The 17,718-nt window shown below is 65.4% G+C and carries 17 protein-coding genes; 11 read left to right on the top strand and 6 right to left on the bottom strand.

What is annotated here, in order from left to right:
- Positions 1-26 precede the first annotated feature (26 nt).
- The 8 genes from C6V82_RS09775 (at position 27) to kduD (ending at position 7,781) form a co-directional block, all read left to right on the top strand.
- Positions 27-1,001, top strand: a complete 975-nt coding sequence (locus tag C6V82_RS09775; protein WP_219724492.1) for a sugar kinase — start codon at positions 27-29, stop codon at positions 999-1,001.
- A 22-nt stretch (positions 1,002-1,023) separates the two neighbouring features.
- A complete protein-coding gene (locus tag C6V82_RS09770) occupies positions 1,024-2,013 on the top strand; it encodes a 2-hydroxyacid dehydrogenase (protein ID WP_102587762.1) in 990 nt (329 codons plus the stop codon).
- A gap of 90 nt (positions 2,014-2,103) precedes the next feature.
- Entirely contained in the window at positions 2,104-3,195 is a 1,092-nt protein-coding gene (locus tag C6V82_RS09765) for a LacI family DNA-binding transcriptional regulator (RefSeq protein WP_102587761.1), read from the top strand.
- 64 nt (positions 3,196-3,259) lie between these two features.
- Entirely contained in the window at positions 3,260-4,261 is a 1,002-nt protein-coding gene (locus C6V82_RS09760; RefSeq protein WP_102587760.1) for a TRAP transporter substrate-binding protein, read from the top strand.
- Between the two features lie 70 nt (positions 4,262-4,331).
- The gene (locus tag C6V82_RS09755; RefSeq protein ID WP_102587759.1) at positions 4,332-4,937 is read left to right on the top strand and encodes a TRAP transporter small permease; all 606 of its coding nucleotides are present in this window, start codon (positions 4,332-4,334) and stop codon (positions 4,935-4,937) included.
- Complete coding sequence (locus C6V82_RS09750) at positions 4,937-6,244, top strand: TRAP transporter large permease (RefSeq protein WP_102587758.1); 1,308 nt, start codon at positions 4,937-4,939, stop codon at positions 6,242-6,244. Before C6V82_RS09755 ends, C6V82_RS09750 begins: the two co-directional genes overlap by 1 nt.
- 104 nt (positions 6,245-6,348) lie before the next feature.
- Entirely contained in the window at positions 6,349-7,032 is a 684-nt protein-coding gene (locus tag C6V82_RS09745) for an HAD family hydrolase (RefSeq protein ID WP_102587757.1), read from the top strand.
- Positions 7,029-7,781: a 2-dehydro-3-deoxy-D-gluconate 5-dehydrogenase KduD gene (gene kduD, locus C6V82_RS09740; protein ID WP_102587756.1), complete on the top strand. Its 753-nt coding sequence runs from the start codon at positions 7,029-7,031 to the stop codon at positions 7,779-7,781. Before C6V82_RS09745 ends, kduD begins: the two co-directional genes overlap by 4 nt.
- 45 nt (positions 7,782-7,826) lie before the next feature.
- Here kduD and C6V82_RS09735 read toward each other — a convergent pair whose 3' ends face one another.
- Entirely contained in the window at positions 7,827-9,299 is a 1,473-nt protein-coding gene (locus tag C6V82_RS09735; RefSeq protein ID WP_102587755.1) for a mannitol dehydrogenase family protein, read from the bottom strand.
- A 148-nt stretch (positions 9,300-9,447) separates the two neighbouring features.
- Between C6V82_RS09735 and C6V82_RS09730 the strand changes: the two genes are divergently transcribed.
- Positions 9,448-10,137, top strand: a complete 690-nt coding sequence (locus C6V82_RS09730; RefSeq protein WP_102587754.1) for an HAD-IA family hydrolase — start codon at positions 9,448-9,450, stop codon at positions 10,135-10,137.
- Positions 10,138-10,248: 111 nt separating this feature from the next.
- Positions 10,249-10,623, top strand: a complete 375-nt coding sequence (locus C6V82_RS09725) for a translation initiation factor Sui1 (protein ID WP_102587753.1) — start codon at positions 10,249-10,251, stop codon at positions 10,621-10,623.
- Here the strand turns inward: C6V82_RS09725 and C6V82_RS09720 are convergent.
- A complete protein-coding gene (locus C6V82_RS09720) occupies positions 10,604-11,479 on the bottom strand; it encodes an NAD-dependent protein deacetylase (protein ID WP_102587752.1) in 876 nt (291 codons plus the stop codon). The two genes, C6V82_RS09725 and C6V82_RS09720, sit on opposite strands and share 20 nt — an antisense overlap.
- A 131-nt stretch (positions 11,480-11,610) precedes the next feature.
- Between C6V82_RS09720 and C6V82_RS09715 the strand changes: the two genes are divergently transcribed.
- A complete protein-coding gene (locus C6V82_RS09715; RefSeq protein WP_102587751.1) occupies positions 11,611-12,510 on the top strand; it encodes a nuclease-related domain-containing protein in 900 nt (299 codons plus the stop codon).
- Between the two features lie 10 nt (positions 12,511-12,520).
- On the opposite strand, the gene C6V82_RS09710 is transcribed toward C6V82_RS09715, so the two are convergent.
- From C6V82_RS09710 to C6V82_RS09690, 4 genes are all read right to left on the bottom strand, one after another.
- Positions 12,521-13,864 (bottom strand): deoxyguanosinetriphosphate triphosphohydrolase, encoded by a 1,344-nt coding sequence (locus tag C6V82_RS09710; RefSeq protein ID WP_102587750.1) that lies wholly within the window; start codon positions 13,862-13,864, stop codon positions 12,521-12,523.
- Positions 13,865-13,988: 124 nt separating this feature from the next.
- On the bottom strand, positions 13,989-15,401 hold the full coding sequence (glnG, locus tag C6V82_RS09705) for a nitrogen regulation protein NR(I) (RefSeq protein WP_102587749.1): 1,413 nt from the start codon (positions 15,399-15,401) through the stop codon (positions 13,989-13,991).
- Positions 15,394-16,440 carry a nitrogen regulation protein NR(II) gene (gene glnL, locus C6V82_RS09700; protein ID WP_102587799.1) on the bottom strand — a complete coding sequence of 349 codons (1,047 nt, stop codon included), beginning with the start codon at positions 16,438-16,440 and terminating at the stop codon, positions 15,394-15,396. Before glnL ends, glnG begins: the two co-directional genes overlap by 8 nt.
- 614 nt (positions 16,441-17,054) lie before the next feature.
- On the bottom strand, positions 17,055-17,618 hold the full coding sequence (locus C6V82_RS09690) for a DUF4124 domain-containing protein (RefSeq protein ID WP_102587748.1): 564 nt from the start codon (positions 17,616-17,618) through the stop codon (positions 17,055-17,057).
- Between the last annotated feature and the right edge of the window lie 100 nt (positions 17,619-17,718).

The following is a 17,718-nucleotide window of genomic DNA, read 5'->3' as shown; positions in this document are numbered from 1 at the left end:
ACCACCCACGACCACAGGAGACTGCCATGACTCAGCCTTCCTCCCCGCCCGAGATTCTCGCCTTCGGTGAGGCCATGACGATGTTCGTCGCCGATGATCCTGGCGAACTGGCCGCCGTCGAGCACTTCCAGCGCCGTATCGCCGGCGCCGACACCAACGTGGCCATCGGCCTGGCCCGGTTGGGCTTTCATGTGGGCTGGTTGAGCCGGGTCGGGGACGATGGCTTCGGTACCTTCATTCGCCGTGCCCTGGAAGTCGAGGGGCTGGACTGCCGCCACCTGCGCACCGACGCCGACCATCCCACCGGCCTGGTATTCAAAGAGCTCGCCCAGGGCGGCGCCGATCCCCACGTGGAGTACTTCCGCCGTGGCAGTGCCGCCAGCCACCTGGCACCGACCGATGCCGACGATGTGGACTTCTCGGCGCTGCGCCACCTGCACGCCACCGGCATCCCCCCGGCGCTCTCGACGAGCAGCCGCGAGCTCGCAGAAACCATCCTCGAGCGGGCACGAAACGCCGGCGCCAGCCTCTCTTTCGACCCCAACCTGCGACCCAGCCTGTGGGCGAGCGAAGCCGAGATGCGCGACACCCTCAACGCTCTGGCGTCGCGCACCGACTGGGTGATGCCCGGCCTGGCCGAGGGCCGTCTGCTGACCCGCCGTGACAGCCCTGAGGCAATCGCCGACTTCTACCTGGAGCGCGGCGCCCGGGCAGTGATCATCAAGCTGGGTCCACAAGGCAGCTACTATCGGGGTAGCCTGGGCGGCGTCGAGGACAGCTTCACCGTACCCGGCGTACCGGTGGCCGAGGTGATCGACACCGTAGGCGCCGGTGACGGATTCGCGGTGGGGGTGATCAGCGCCCTGCTCGACGGCCTCGCCCCCCGGGAGGCGCTGAGCCGCGGCAACCTGATTGGCGCCCTGGCGGTACAGGTACGCGGCGACATGGAGGGCCTGCCCGACCGCGTCCGCCTCAATGAACTGGCATCCACCCCGCAATGAGAGAACCTCGAAGGAGACCGACATGAAGAAGCGTATCCTGGCCTATGGCCGCCTGAGCGAGGCCCAGATGGCCCAATTGTCCCGCGAGTTCGAGGTCCAGCAGTTCAAAGGCCTCGCCTCGGCGGATGACCCCGAGTTCCGGGCCGCCCTGCCCGGTGCCCACGGCCTGATCGGCTCCAGCGTGGCGATCTCCGCCGAGCTGCTCGAGAACGCACCCAACCTGGAGGCCATCGCCAGCATCTCGGTGGGCTACGACAATTATGACATGGAGGCGCTGAGCCAGCGTGGCATCCTGCTCTGCAATACCCCAGACGTGCTCACCGAGACCACCGCCGACACCGGCTTCACACTGATCATGGCCACCGCACGCCGAGTGGTGGAACTGGCCGACTTCGTCAAGCGCGGCGACTGGCAGAAGAGCATCGGGCCCGAGCACTTCGGCAGCGACGTGCATGGCAAGACCCTCGGCATGGTGGGCTTCGGACGCATCGGCGCCGCCGTGGCCAGGCGCGGCGCCCTGGGCTTCGGCATGCGGGTGCGCTACGCCATGGCCTCGCCCAAGCCGGCCCTGGAAGCCGAGCTGGGTGCCGAGCGCCGCGAACTCGACGAACTGCTCGCCGAGTCCGACTTCGTATGCGTCACCGTGCCCCTCTCCGAGGCCACCCGCCACCTGATCGGCGCCCACGAGCTAACCCGCATGAAGTCCTCGGCGATCCTGGTCAACATCGCCCGGGGCCCGGTAGTGGACGAGGCGGCCCTGATCGAAGCGCTGGAGATGGGTCACATCCGCGCCGCCGGTCTCGACGTCTTCGAGCGGGAACCGCTGTCGCCGGAGTCGCCCCTGCCGCACATGGCCAACGTGGTCGCCCTGCCTCACATCGGCTCGGCGACACACGAGACCCGCGATGCCATGGCCCAGCGGGCGGTGGACAACCTCATCCTGGCACTCACCGGCGAGCGCCCCATCAGCCTGGTCAATGAAGATGCCTGGGAGAATCGTCACAACGCCTGATCGAGCGATCTTAGACTAAAGACGATTGGTAGGCAGGCGTCGTCTTGGCTAAGTTTTAGATCAATCCAAAAACACCACGTCGGAGCCACCATGCGCCAGGATGCCTCGCCTCGCCAAGGCCAGCGCGACACCGCAAGCGTCACCCTGCAGGACATCGCCGCCCACGCCGGCGTGTCCCGCTCCACGGTGTCGCTGGTGCTGCGCGAGAGCCCTCTGGTGGCCGAGCGCACCCGGTCGAAGGTGCAGCGTTCGATCAAGACCCTGGGGTATGTCTACAACCGAGGCGCGGCCGCGCTGCGCGGCAGCCGCACATCGACCCTTGGGGTGGTGGTCTACGACATCGCCAACCCCTTCTTCGGCGCCATGGTGGCCGGCATCGATGCCGCCCTGAACCGCGAGGGCTACGTCTCCTTCCTGGCCAACAGCGAGGACTCCCCGGCACGCCAGCAACGCTTTCTGGAACGCATGCGCGAGCACCGCGTGGACGGCATCCTGCTGTGCCCTGCGGAAGGCACCGACCCCGGGCTGATCAACACCCTCTCCGGCTGGGGCATGCCCTGCATCCAGGTGCTGCGCCATGTGGGCGAGCCGCCCTTCGACTACGCCGGCACCGACTTCCATCAGGGGGTCTGCCAGGCCATGGACCACCTGGTGGCCCTCGGCCACCGGCGTATTGCCTTTCTCGGCGGCCACTACGAGCACTCGGCGACCCGCGAGCGCTGGCAGGGCTACCGGGAATCGCTGGAGCGCCACGGGCTCACCTACCAGCGCCTGCTGCGCTCCACCGTGACCCGCCGCGATGGCGTCGCCATGATCCAGCAACTGATGGCCGAATCGCCGGCGCCCAGCGCCGTGGTCTGCCATAACGACCTGGTAGCCTTCGGCGCCATGCTGGGCTTGAGGCGCCTGGGTCTGGTACCCGGTGCCGACTGCGCGGTGATCGGCACCGACGATGTCGAGGAAGCCTCCCTGGGTGAGCCGGCACTGACCAGTGTCGCCACCCATCCTCATGCCATCGGCGAGGAGGCCGCACGCCTGGCGTTGCGGCGAATCGCCAATCCAGAGGGCGCGCGGGAACAGGTCGTACTGGCGCCCCGACTGAAGGTTCGCGACTCCTGCGGAGCCACCCGGCCCGAGCCGGGCGCGACCTGGACCGAACCTGCCACCGGGGAGCACGCCTAGCGTTCCGCCCCACGCCAGCCACACCCACCGCCGCCCTGGGCGGCGACAACAACAAGGAGTCATCATGACTCAGAAATGGATCGATCCAAACCGTACTGCCCGCGGCCTGCTGAGCACCGCCCTGCTGGCCACCGCAATGGGCATCGCCGGCACGGCCCAGGCCGTCGACCTGCGCTTCGGCCACGGCGGCACCGAGGATACCGCCTACCATCTGGGGGCCGAGCGCTTCAAGGAACTGCTCGCCGAAGCCAGCGACGGCGAGATCGGCGTGGAGATTCTCGGCAACTCGGTGCTCGGCCACGAGACCGAGATGTTCGAGCAGCAGATGGCCGGCGCCCTGGACGTGTCAATCATCAACCCCGGCCTGATCACCGACTTCTCGCCCGTGGCCAACGTCTTCTCCATCCCCTTCCTGTACCGCGACGAGGAGCACTGGCAGACCGTGCTCGACGGCGAAGTGGGACGCGAAATCGCCGACCGCATCAGTGACGAGACAGACGTGCGCATCCTCGCCTTCTACGGCGGTGGCAAGCGCCAGATCGTCAGCACCGAGCCCCTCGAGAGCCTCGACGACCTGGAGGGCCTGAAGCTGCGCACCAACCCGACCAAGCCGCTGATCACCGCCTGGGGGGCACTGGGCGCCGACCCGACGGTGATGGAGTGGGAGGAGATCTACACCGGCCTTCAGGTAGGCGCCATCGACGGCCTGCTCAACGAAGCCGAGTGGATCCACCGCATGCGCTTTCATGAGGTGGCCCCGCACATCGGCCTCTCCGAGCACGACATCACGGTGCGCCTGCTGACCATGTCGCAGATGTCCTGGGACCGGCTCTCCGAGGAACAGCAGGAAATGGTGATGAGTGCCGCCGAGGAGTCCGCCGGCTACGCCCGCCAGGTGCAGCTGGAGCAGGACGCAGAGGCTCTCGACCTGCTGGTCGAGGAGGGTGCCACTCTGCACGAGCTCGACCGCGAAACCATGATGGAGACCGTGGCCGGCCCGCTGGAGAGTGTCATCGAAGAGATGAACCTCACCGAACTGCACCGCATGATCGTCGACGCCGAATGAATCGGCCCGGCGCCCGCCCGACCGGCGCGGGCGCCGACTTCACCCTCACCCCCCTAGACAGGTAACCGCCATGTCCCTGCTGCTTCATGGCCTGGCCCGGCTCAATCGCCTCCTGGAGCGCCTGCTGCACGTGGTGCTGCTGGCCTTGGTATTCACCTTCATCGTGCTGATCATCTACCAGGTGGCAAGCCGCAACCTGCCCTTCATGCCACGCCTCTACTGGACCGAGGAGTTCAGTCGCTTCGCGTTCCAGTGGATGGTGATGCTGGGGGCCGCCGTAGGCGTTCTTCACGCCGACCATTTCGTTCTCGAGGCCTTCCCCCGCGGCTCGCGTGCCGACCTCGCCACCCGCTTGATCCGCGACCTCGCGTGCCTTGCGATCGGGGTGATCTTCCTGTTCCTTGGCCAGGAATTCGCCGCATCGGGACTGCGCCGCAATGCTACCGCCTCGGGCCTGTCGATGGTCTTCGTTTACTCCACCTTCGCCGTCAGCGGCGCCTTCATGATGCTGTTCAGCCTCCAGCGCCTGCTGCACACCACCCTGCACGGCATGGGCGACATGGAAGACGCGCTCAACACCCCCAACGAGATCGACGAGGTCCTCGACCACACCCCCCATGAGGGCGATCCCTTGAACCCGAGTTCTCGCTCATCCCCGCCCGGAGGACGCTCCTGATGCTGTCGATGGATTGGGTCTTCCTGCTTCCCTGGCTGCTCTTCGCCCTGCTCGGTGTACTGATCATCGCCGGCGTGCCTATTGCCATGGCACTGATCCTGACCGCCTTCGGGGTGATCTGGCTCGACCCACGGCTCACCCACTGGGTCATGTTCCAGCGTATGTACAACGGCATGGACTCCTTCGTGCTGCTGGCCGTGCCGCTGTTCCTGCTGGCCGGCAATCTGATGAACGCCGCGCGCATCACCGACCGCCTGATCACCCTGTGCATGCTGCTGGTGGGCCACTTCAAGGGCGCCCTGGCCCACGTCAACGTCATGGTCAGCATGTTGTTCGCCGGCGTTTCGGGCTCCTCCACCGCCGACAGCGCCGGTGTGGGCACGGTGCTGATACCGGCCATGAAACGCGAGGGCTATCCGACGCACTTCGCCGTGGCGGTGACCGCCGCTTCCTCGGTGATGGGCATCATCATCCCGCCCTCGATCAACATGATCGTCTGGGGCGCCTTGACCAATACCTCCATCGCCGGTCTCTTCCTGGGCGGCATCCTTCCTGGCATCATGATCGGCATGGCCCAGCTCGCCCTCAACCTGGGCTATGTACGCCGCTACCAGGTACCGGTCAGGAAGCGCGCCTCCTTCAGAGAGCTGCTGCATTCCGGCAAGGATGGTCTGATGGCCGCCGGCATCCCAGTGGTGATCATCGGCGGCATCACCCTGGGGATCGTCACCCCCACCGAAGCGGCGATGATCGCCGTGCTCTACGCCCTGGCGCTTGGCTTTCTGATCTACCGGGAGCTGCGCCTGCGCGATGTGCTCGACGCCTCCACCGCCACGGTGCGGCTCTGTTCACTGTCGCTGTTCAGCCTGGTGGGGGCGGCGATCTTCGGTTACCTGATCAGCTTCTACCAGATTCCGCCCAAGCTGATGGCCGGGGTGAACATCACCGACCCCATCGTGCTGCTGCTGATCATGACCCTGGTAATGCTGGTGATCGGCACATTCATGGACTCCTTGCCGGCCATGGCAATCATGGCACCGATCTTCCAGCCGCTGGCCATGCAGGCAGGTATCCACCCAGTACAGTTCGGGGTGATCGGCGTGATGGCCCTGGGCCTGGGGTTGATCACGCCACCCTACGGTCTGTGCTTGATGATCTCGGCCAAGATCGGAGGCATCCCGCTGCTCAAGGCACTGGGCACCACCTTGCTCTACCTGGCGGTGATGCTCGGGGTCATCCTGCTGCTGATCGTCTATCCCCAGTTGGTCCTGGCGATTCCCCGGCTCCTGGTGCCGGACTTCGTCTGAGACTGGACCACTAGACCACCCGGCATCGCCGGCCCTGCTAAGATGGGCCGGCGACCTATCTCCCGGACTATCTACCGAATCATCTCCCAGACTATGAGGCCACCATGACCCCACCGCTCTGCCTGCTCTTCGACTCCGACGGCACCCTGGTCGACAGCGAGATCCTGCTGGCCGAGGTGATGGGCGAGCTGCTGCCAAGCCACGGCCTGCCGTTCACTGCCGACCAATACATGGAAGAGTTTCGCGGCGTGCGCTTCCAGTCGATCATCGAGACGCTGGAAGCACGCCATGGCGTGCTTGGCGAAGGCCAGTTCGCGGTTGTCGAAAGCACCATGCGCGACCTGATGGAGGAGCGCATGCGCGCAGAACTCAAGCCTGTCGCCGGTATTCCCGAGGCGCTCGCGGCACTTGCCGGGCACCCCATGGCGGTGGCCTCCAACGGCCCCGAGCGCAAGATCCGCTGCGCCATGCAGAGCAGCGGGCTTGCCGAGCACTTCGGCGACAACCTGTTCAGCGCCTATACCCTGGGCACCTGGAAGCCCGACCCGGGGCTGTTCCTGGCGGCCGCCAAGGCCATGGGCCATGCGCCCGAGCGCTGCGTGGTGATCGACGATGCCGCTGTCGGTGTGTCGGCGGGGCTTGCCGCGGGCATGCGGGTCGTGCACCTCAATCACTTTCCCGACGAGGAAGCCACACCCCAGGGCGCCATCGGCATTCGCCACGCCAGCGAGTTGCCTGGCGTGATCGCCGGTTTGAACTCACCAAGCCAGCTGAAGGAGGCCCCATGAACCCCTTTTCCCTCTCTGGCCGCGTGGCCATGGTCACCGGCTGCAACAAGGGTCTCGGCCAGGCCATGGCTGTGGCGCTCGCCGAGGCCGGCGCCGATGTGGTCGGCGTCAACCGTACATCGGCCGACACGACCCGGGAGCGTGTCGAGGCCCATGGCCGCCGCTTCTTCGATGTCGAAACACAGCTTGGCCGCACTGCGCCTGGCGACATCGTCACCCGGGCAATCGCGCAGGCCGGCAAGCTCGATATTCTGGTCAACAACGCAGGCACCATCCGCCGCGCGCCCGCCCTCGAGTTCAGTGAACAGGACTGGGACGACGTCATCAACGTCAACCTCAAGGCGGCGTTCTTCCTCGCCCAGCAGGTCGCTCGTCACCTGGTGGACCGAGAGGCCGCGGGGCGGATCGTCAATATCGCCTCGGTGCTCTCCTTCCAGGGGGGCATTCGTGTGCCCTCCTATACCGCCAGCAAAAGCGGGCTGCTCGGCCTAACCCGGCTGATGGCCAACGAGTGGGCGGCCCATGGCATCACCGCCAACGCCATCGCCCCGGGCTACATGGCCACCGACAACACCCAGGCGCTGCGTGATGATCCGCAGCGCAGCGCCGAGATTCTCGGCCGCATTCCCGCCGGGCGTTGGGGCTCGCCGGAAGACCTGGGTGGCGCCCTGGTGTTCCTGTGCTCGGATGCAGCCGCCTACGTCAACGGCCACGCACTGGCTGTCGATGGAGGATGGCTGGCGCGCTGACCCTCGCATTCAAGCCATCGGGGGCAACGCGTACCTGTCGGTATCTCAGCGGATATCCAATGCTGCCAGGGCACCGGCAAGGCCGTCCTGAGCCAGGGTGCGGTAAGCGTCCAGCACCGCATTGGCGAAGGTGGGTGTGGCGGCAAGCTCGGGCGGCACCACGTCATCCATGGCAAGGAAGGCGTTCACCAAGGTGTCGTCGGACTGGCCATGGTCGGCATGCAGGGCCGCGAAGCGCGGCGCCAGCGGGTCATCGACCGGGTAGCGATTTCCATCGAAATCATGGCCGGCGGTATAGCGAATCCATGCCGCCATGCCCAACGCGACACACCCCGTGGGCTCGTCCGCCCGGACCCGGGCCAGGGTGCCCGCCAGCCAGCGCTGGGGCAGCTTCTGGCTACCGTCCATGGCGATCTGCTGCAAGCGATGACGCAGGCTGTCGTTGCCGAAGCGAGCCAGCAGCGACTTGGCGTAGGCGTCCACATCAGTGCCCTGGGGCATTTCCAGCGTAGGGGCGGCTTCCTCGAGCATGTAGCGGCGCAGCAACGCCGTCAGCTCGTCCCGGCTCACCGCGTCGAATACCGTCTCGATGCCGGCAAGCGCACCCAGGTAGGCAAGCAGCGAGTGGCTGCCGTTGAGCATGCGCAGCTTCATGGTCTCGAAAGGCGCGACATCGGCGACGGTTTCCACACCCACGGCATCCCAATCCGGCCGCCCCTGGGGGAAGTCATCCTCGACCACCCACTGGGCGAAGGATTCGCAGACCACGGCATTGGGATCATCGATGCCGAGCTCGGCAAGACGCGCGACATCGGCCTCGGTCATGGCCGGCACGATGCGGTCGACCATGCTGCAGGGGAAGGCCACCTCACGCTCGATCCACTCGGCGAGCCCGGCATCGCGCCTTGCCGCGAGTTGTACCACTGCGTTGCGGGTCCGCTTGCCATTGTCCGGCATGTTATCGCAGCAGAGTACCGTGAAGGGTGCCATGTCCAAGACGTGGCGGCGCGCCAGCGCCTCGACCAGCAGGCCCGGCGCGGTGCGAGGTGCCGTCGGCGTGGCGATATCGTGGGTGATCATCGGATCGTCGAGACGCAGGTCGCCACTGGCAGGGTTCAGGAAGTAGCCCTTCTCGGTGACGGTCAGGGTGACGATGCGCACCTCGGGGGAGGTCATGCGGTCCAGTAGCGTCTCGAGATCACGCCCCCAGCGGCCATCCGCGTCACACCCGGTGAACAGGGTCTGCTCGATCACCCCGATCTCGCGCAGGGTGAGCGTCTCGCTGTCGATGTATTCGGCCACCTGATAGCGGTGACCGGCGCGACGCAGGTCGTCCACGAGATCGACGTTCGAGCGCAGGTTGGCACTCGCGATCCCCCAGGCGTCATCCCCGCTGTGCTGTCGATAGCGCTCGAGGTAGACGGCTTGCTGGGCGCGGTGAAAGGCACCGAGGCCAAGATGGACGATCCCGACCCTCCCTGCCGGCGGGGCGGCGGGGTGTCGTGTTATTCTGGTCATGCTTGTTTACTCCATTATGGGGCGATAAGTCGGCCGGCCCTCCAATATAGTTGAAGAACACTGTTCACAAAAAAGCGGATGTGGTCTTTAATAGTAGGACTTACGGAGTAGAACTTATCGCTCATTGACACGCCCGAGAGGCTAGGTAATGACACGCCCCCTCTGCTTGCTCTTCGACTGTGACGGCACCCTGGTGGACAGCGAACCCCTGCTTGCCAGTGAAATGTCAACGGCACTTACCGCGGCAGGCCTGCCTTTCAAGGCCGACGACTACATCGGTGAATTCCGAGGCGCTCGCTTTCGTCGCATCGTCGCCACCCTCGAACAGCGCCATGGCAGTGTCGACCCGCGCCAGCTCGAACCCCTCGAAGCGGAAATGCGTGCCAACCTGAATCGCCGCCTGGCCACCGAGCTATCACCGATCGTCGGCGCCGCCGAAGCCATCGCCGCCTTGAGCCACTACCCCATGGGGGTAGTATCCAACGGCCCGGAAAACAAGATCCGCACCTCGCTTACCGCCACCGGCTTCGATGCAATCTTCGGTGACCACCTGTTCAGCGCCTACAGTGCCAACTGCTGGAAACCCGACCCCTGCCTCTACCTGCATGCCGCCGAACGCATGGGCTATGCCCCCGAACAGTGCGTGGTGGTCGAGGATGCCATCGTCGGCGTCAAGGCGGGCCTGGCCGCCGGCATGATCGTGGTGCACTTGAACCGCTTCCCGGATGTTGACGAGACTCCGGAAGGCGCCATCATGATCACCAGCATGTTCCAGTTGCCCACGGTGATCACGCGGCTCGCCATGGACAGGGTGCCACTGAAGGCCTACGCACGCTGAGTACTTCGCGACACCTGCCGCTGCCTGCCCTGCGCCTTGCACGCACCTTACATGCGGTACGCCGTTCAAGACGCTATCATGCGTTCCCACAGTCACAGCAGGAGGCTTGCCATGGCAACGCTTCAGGATCAGCTGCGCGGCCTGGTCTACTCCACCGAACACGGCGACATCTGCCCCGAATGCCGCGCACCTCTCGCCGAGTGCCGCTGCGAGGCGCTGGCCGATGAGCAGCGACTGGCCGGGCTGGATGGGATCGTGCGCATTCGCCGTGAAACCAGCGGTCGCAAGGGCAAGGGCGTAACGACGGTTTCCGGCGTGCCGCTTGCCGAGGCGGAGCTCAAGGCACTGGCCAAGGCGCTCAAGAAGCGTTGCGGTACCGGCGGCTCGCTCAAGGAGGGTGTGATCGAGATCCAGGGGGATCACCGCGACCTGCTCAAGGCGGAACTGGAGAGCCGCGGGTTCACCGTCAAGCTGGCCGGCGGCTGACACTGGGCTCGCCATCAAGCGCGACCGCCAATGCTGAAAGAGTCGATTCGACCGGTGCCTCGAGCTTCAGGGTATACAGTGAATCGGCGCGGGTGCGGCCCAGATTGAGACAGCCAATCGGCTTTGCCTGTGCGGCCGCCGCGCGCGCGAAACGAAAGCCCGAGAACACCATCAACGACGAGCCGACCACCAGCAGCGCATCGCTATGCTCAAGCAGCGCAAAAGCCCGCTCCACCGTGTCGCGGGGCACGCTGTCGCCGAAGAACACCACGTCGGGCTTCCATACGCCACTGCCGCAGCGTGTGCAGGCCGGCACCTGGAAATCGCTGAAATCGGCCTCGAGGTCGGCATCGCCATCCGGCGCCGCACGCGCGCCAAGGGTCGACCAGCGCGGATTGCGGCGCGCCAGTTCGGCGTGCAGATCATGGCGCATGCGATTGGCGTCACAGCTCATGCAACGCACCCGGTCGGCACGCCCATGCAGATCGATCACCTCCCTGGAGCCGGCCCGCTGATGCAGGCCATCGACGTTCTGGGTAATCACCCCGCTGACATGGCCCAGCGCCTCGAGCCTGGCCAGCGCATGGTGAGCGGGATTGGGGGTGGCCTCGCCAAGCACCCGAAACCCCACCAGCGCCCTCGCCCAATAGCGCTGACGCGCCGCGTGGCTGCCCATGAACTGCTGGTGCTGCATCGGCGGCGAGCGCTTCCACTCACCGCTGGTGTCGCGATAGTCCGGGATGCCACTGGCGGTACTGACACCGGCCCCGGTCAGCACCGCTACCCGCGCATGGCGTTCGAAGAAGGCCACCAGCGCCTCGATATCGCCGCCGGTGCCACTCAGTTGCTGATCCACAGTGATCTCCTCACACCTCACGACTCACGACTCACGACTCACGACTCACGACCACCGAAAGAGCATGGCCCCCCCGGGGCAAGCTTGTCTAGAATGGTCGAATCGTCTCAACGCATGGGCAAGGAGCCCCGATGGCCTGGTTGGAATACCTGTTACCGCTGATCTTCCTGTTTCCGTTGGCGGCCACCGCGGTGATCGTACTGGCTCTGCGTAACCTGCATGACGCCAGTGTCACCTCACCCTTCGACGCTCATCCGCTGCGCGAACCGGGGCAATCGCTGCGCGACAGGCTGGACCGTGCCTTCGCCGGGCTGTTCCTCAATGGCGCCATGGGCCCCATCGTCACCTTGGCGCCGCTGGTCTATGGCATGGGGCGCATGCTGTTCGCCAGCGAGCAGGACTGGATCGAGTGGGCACTCTACGGCGTACTCTGCTCGGTGCTGGTATTGGTGTACTGCTTCCTGCTGATGCGCGATTTTCAACGTATCCGGCGTCTCAAGCTGGGGCTTGCCTGCGAGCTTGCCGTAGGCCAGGAACTCGAGCGGCTAATACGGCCAGAAGCGCACCCTTTCTATGTCTTCCATGATGTGCCAAGCGACGGGGCAACCATCGATCACGTGGTGGTCACGCCGCATGGCGTCTTCGTGGTGGAAACCCGCGCCCGCACCCGCCCCTTCTCTCCCTCGGGCGAGGAGATCGATCTCGTGCACGTGGAACCCACGCGCTTGCGCTTTCCCGGCTGGAGCGAGCGCCAGCCCCTGGACAAGACTCGCCGAGTCACCCGCTGGCTATCCAACTGGCTGGCGGAACTCATCGGCAAGCCGGTGCCTGTCATGGGGGTGCTGACCCTGCCTGGCTGGAAGGTGGAAACTACCCAAGCCCCGCCCGACCTGCTGGTGGTCAGTGGTGATGGCCTGGCCACAACGCTTGCCGAGATGCCACTTGGCGAGCTGGACACCGCCACCCACGATGCGGTAATCCAGCGTCTGCTGGAACGGGCTTCTCGCCTGGATGGCCAGGCAGCACCCTGAGCATACTCGCTCATTCACCACGCAAGCGGCCGCCCATCTCCTGGGCCAGGTCCACCGCGTAGTGATCGGTCATGCCGCCGATGAAATCGAGCATGCGCCGGTAGCTGTCGTAGAGCGTCCATGAGGGCCGGGGGGTGTTCTCGCCGACCAGCGCCAGCACGCGCTGGTGCTTGAAGGTCGAGCGACCGGTGTGATGCAGCTCATGGGCCGCGCCGATGAAGGCCTCGAGCAGGATGCCAAGCGTGGTGTAGGCACCGATCTCCAGCTTGGCCTTGCGTTCGTTCTGGAAGATGCGTTCGCGGGCCAGTTGCTTGGCCGCCTTGACCCCCCAGCCGAGGTCGGGGTGGCAGAGCTCGAGCAGATCCTCCTGCAGCCGCCCGCCGAGCAGCTCCGCCTCGTGTTGCACGAAGACCGCCCCGACATCATTGACCGCCCGTTCCATGGCCGCGCCGCGCAGCGCCGCGATTCGCCGGCGCTGTGACACGCCGAGGCGCTGCATCTCGGCATAGTCCCCCGGCTCGCCGCCGGCAATCTGGGTGAGAATCTCGGCCACTTCGTCGAAGCGCAGAATGCCCATCTCCAGGCCATCCTCGAGATCGAGCAGCGCATAGCAGATATCGTCGGCGGCCTCGACCAGCCAGGCCAGAGGATGCCGGCACCAGCGACCGGGGCCATTCGGCAGCAATCCCAGGCGCTTGGCCACTTCCGCCAGCAAGTGCTGCTCGCTCTGGTAGCAGCCAAACTTGCCGGCGGCCCCGCCATATTCCACGGTCCAGGGGTACTTGAGCAGGGTGCCCAGGGTCGCCGTGGTCAGGCGCATGCCGCCGCGGAACTGGTTGTATTCCACCTGAGTGACGATCCTGAAGCCCTGGGCATTACCCTCGTAGGTCAGCAGATCGTCACGCTCACGCGCCTCGAGCCCATCGAGCAGGCCGCTTGCCTCGGCACGCTTGAACCAATCGCGGATGGCATATTCGCCAGCGTGGCCGAAGGGTGGGTTGCCGATGTCGTGACCAAGGCATGCGGCCTGCACGATCACGCCGAGATCGGCGGGAGTGATCCAGCCTGGCAGCCGGTCGCGCAGCAGCTCACCGACGATCATCCCCAGCGAGCGGCCCACGCACCCCACTTCCAGGGAGTGGGTCAGGCGGGTGTGGATATGATCGTTATCGGTCAGCGGGTGCACCTGGGTCTTGCGCCCCAGGCGGCGAAAGGAGCCGGCGAAGACAATCCGGTCATGGTCCTTGTGGAAAGGGCTACGCCCGATCTCGCCGCTGCCACTTTCGGGGCGCTTGCCGCGCGTGTCGTGCAGGCGGCCCGGGTCGAGCAGCCGCTCCCAGTTCATCTGCGTCATGGGCAATCTCTCCTTGAGACGCCCATTCTGGCAGCCCCGGGCGACGGCGCCCAGCCCCGGAGGCCAGAGCTATCGCAGGCGCGTGCTGATCAGCAATAGTGCGAGTGTCGCCGAGGAAGGGGATTCAGTCGCCCTCGGCCAGCGCGGGCAGCAGAGTTTTCAACTTGCGGGTCAAGGTATTCCTGCCCCAACCCAGCAGCTCGGCGGCTTCACCCTTGCGGCCACCGGTATGGCGCAGAGCGGTCTCGATCAGGATGCGTTCGAAATCCGGCACGGCTTCTTCCAGCAGGTGCGTGTGGCCCGCCGCCAACGCCCGGTCAGCCCACTCACGGAAGGCGACCCGCCAATCGCCGGCCACCGCCTCGCCACTGCTGGCATCCCGCAACTCGGGCGGCAGGTCTTCGATCAGCACCTCGCGGCCGGAGGCCATCACCGTCAGCCAGCGGCAGGTATTCTCGAGCTGGCGCACGTTGCCAGGCCATGGCAGGCGCGTCAGGTGGGTCTCGGCTTCCGGTGTCAGCACCTTGATATCGGTGGAGAGCTCCTTGGCCGCCTCGGCGAGAAAATGCCGCGCAAGCCTGGGGATGTCCTCGCGGCGCTCGGCGAGCTTGGGCAGGTGCACCCGGATCACGTTGAGGCGGTGGAAGAGATCCTCACGGAAACGGCCATCTTCGACCAGGGTTTCGAGATTCTGGTGGGTGGCGGCGATGATTCGCACGTCCACCTTGACCGAGGTGTGACCGCCGACGCGGTAGAACTCGCCATCGGCCAGCACCCGCAGCAGACGGGTCTGGGTCTCGGCGGGCATGTCCCCGATCTCGTCGAGGAACAGCGTGCCACCATTGGCCTGTTCGAAGCGCCCCTGGCGCTGGGCGGTGGCGCCGGTAAAGGCGCCCTTCTCGTGGCCGAACAGCTCGGATTCGATCAGGTCGCGGGGAATCGCCGCCATGTTGAGGGCGATGAACGGCTGACTGCCACGCGGGCTGTGCTGATGCAGGGCGCGGGCGACCCGCTCCTTGCCGGTGCCCGATTCGCCGTTGATCATCACCGTGATGTGCGAGTGCGACAGGCGGCCGATGGCGCGAAACACCTCCTGCATGGCTGGCGCCTCGCCGATGATCTCGGCATCCAGCCCCTCCGGCACGCTGACCGGCCGCTTGCGTTCACGAGCATGGGCCACGGCGCGCCGCACCAGCGCCAACGCCTCGTCCACATCGAAGGGCTTGGGCAGGTATTCGAAGGCACCGCCCTGGTAGGAGGCCACGGCGCTGTCCAGATCGGAGTGCGCGGTCATCACGATAACCGGCAGATCCGGGTGGGCTTCGCGCACTCGGGCCATCAGGTCCAGGCCATCGATTCCCGGCATGCGTATATCGGTGACCAGCACATCCGGGGGATTGTCCAGCAAGCGATTGAGTGCGGTATCGGCACGCTCGATGCACTCCACCTCGAGGTCGGGCTGGGCCAGGGCACGCTCCAGTACCCAGCGTATGGCGCGGTCGTCGTCGACGACAACCACGCGTGCGACATCAGTCATGGCGCTTCTCCAGCGGAATCAGCAGTCGAAATTCGGTTTGGCCGGGAATGGACTCGCATTCGATGAGCCCCTGGTGCTGGTGCAGGATCGCCTGGGCAATCGACAGCCCCAGGCCACTGCCATCGGCACGCCCGGACACCATGGGATAGAACAGCGTGTCCTGCAGCGACTGTGGGATACCGGGGCCGTTGTCGATGATGGCCACTTCACACACCAGTCGATGGCGTTCGGCACCCATAGTGAATTGCCGACGTGCGCGGGTGCGCAGCACCAGCCTTGGCGACTCGATGGCGGCCTCGGTCATCGCCTCCACGGCATTGCGCGCCACGTTCAACACGGCCTGGATCATCTGGGCTTCGTCACCGCAAAGATCCGGCAGGCTGGGGTCATAGTCGCGCTCTACCCATACCTGCGGGTGCTCGACGATCAACAGCGAACGCACGCGTTCCAGCACCTTGTGAATGTTCAGCGGCTCGTGGCGGGTGACACGGTTGGGACCCAGCATCGAGTCGACGAGATCACGCAGGCGGTCGACTTCCTCAACGATGATCCGCGTGAATTCCTTGAGGTCATTGTCCTCGAGGTCACGCTCGAGCAGCTGCGCCGCGCCTCGGATACCGCCCAGGGGGTTCTTGACCTCATGGGCAAGCCCCCTGGTCAGCACCTTGATGGTCTCCTGACGCGTCATCAGCGCCTCTTCACGCGAGATGCGCATCAGCCTGTCGCGCGGCTCGATTTCGAGCAGCAGCTCATCGTCGGAAAGTGGGGTGACGGTATAGTCGACGGTGATCGGCTCACCCCCGATCATCGCCAGCCGAGCTTCGCGCTGGGTGAAGGGATGGAACTCGTCACGCGCCTTGCCGAGTACCTCGGCGAGACTGTCCTCGCTTTCCATCAGCGAGGTAAGCGTCAGCCCGCCAACGCGACTGAGACTGACGGCCAGCAGCGCTTCGGCGGACGGGTTCATCCACTTCAAGCGAAGCTTGCCATCCAGCAGCAGCACCGCCGTCGTCAGGTGTTCCATCAAGCGTTGGTACATCGAACGGGCCATCTTGAATCCACGATTGTCGTAAGTTTTGCAAGAAGCGCGCCAGACCGACAAAGCGCCAGGGGGCGATGTTTCGGTGCCAGTCTCACCGACAGCATGCGCCAAAACGGTGCACCCGGAAACGTCATGCACCCACCATGGACTAAAGGCGGTGCAAGGCAAGGGGCACGATGAGGCAGCCTTATGCTCGAAACAGGCACACACGCGAAGCCGCGCGGTAACAGAGCGGTGCAGAAACAGGGAGCCATGCCGATAAAGGTCGCCTTGCTAACAACGGTAGCAGTGCTGAAACAGGAAACAGCGCTTAAACGAGAAGGCGCCAGTCAGGATCACTCCTCGGCAGGACGGGTGGCCCGCTGGCGTGGCGACATATCGTCTTCGGAAGGCGCGGAATCGACGCCGCCGGAGGCCCGGGCACGCCTTTCACTAGGTGCCTGGGCGCCATCAGGCCGATCACTTCCGGCCTGGGAGGGCCATGGCGAATAAGGAATGCCTTGTCCATACGGGCGGTCATGGTGATAAGGGCGGGCATGAGGTTGACCGTCATGACAAGGCCTGAGACTTCCGTCCGTGCACAACGGCCAGGGTGCCCGGCGAGGGGGCAGCTAACCCGAGCTGCTTGGGCGATTGACGTTGGCACGCTGCACATAGATGGTGACCGGCGACGTGCGATGACGCACCTCTCCCGTTGCATCCAGCAACTCGGCCTGCAGCACGTGCTCGCCGGGATTCATGTTGGCGACCATGAAGACCGTGGTGTGCATCTCCGATTGGCTGACCTGGCCATCCACCAGCAGGCGTACCCGATGATCCTCGCGCAGCTCAGGCTCGATACCCAACTCCACTTGGACATTGCCTCCCTGGCCCACGGGAATTCCCTGCTCATGACTTGGCGAGAGCAGACGAAAGCTGTCGTAGGGCATGAACGGCTGCCCTGGCGAGCTCGTCACGGACGCCCCGGACTGCACGCGCGGTTGGCTTTCCGCCCGCACCTCACCCCGGGAGGGCACCACGGTCAAGGGGGTCAACTCGACCTCTTCACCGCCCTGCTCGGGGTTATCGGTGAACACCACGTTGCCTTGGGCATCCGTCGACCGGAAGATTTGCTGCGCCTGGGCGGCCAGGCTCAGCGATAGTCCCACCGCCAATACCATGAGTGACGTGCGCATTCCTGTCTCCCCTGCGTCATGACCGTTAGAGTGGCCAACCAAAAAGGAGGGATCCGCGATGGCGGAACCCTCCTTGTGGACAGCATCGTCTTTCGACAGT

Origin of the sequence: Halomonas urumqiensis (genome assembly GCF_003028575.1) — a bacterium.
Lineage (GTDB): Bacteria > Pseudomonadota > Gammaproteobacteria > Pseudomonadales > Halomonadaceae > Halomonas > Halomonas urumqiensis.
This window is presented reverse-complemented; position numbering and strand designations above follow the sequence as displayed.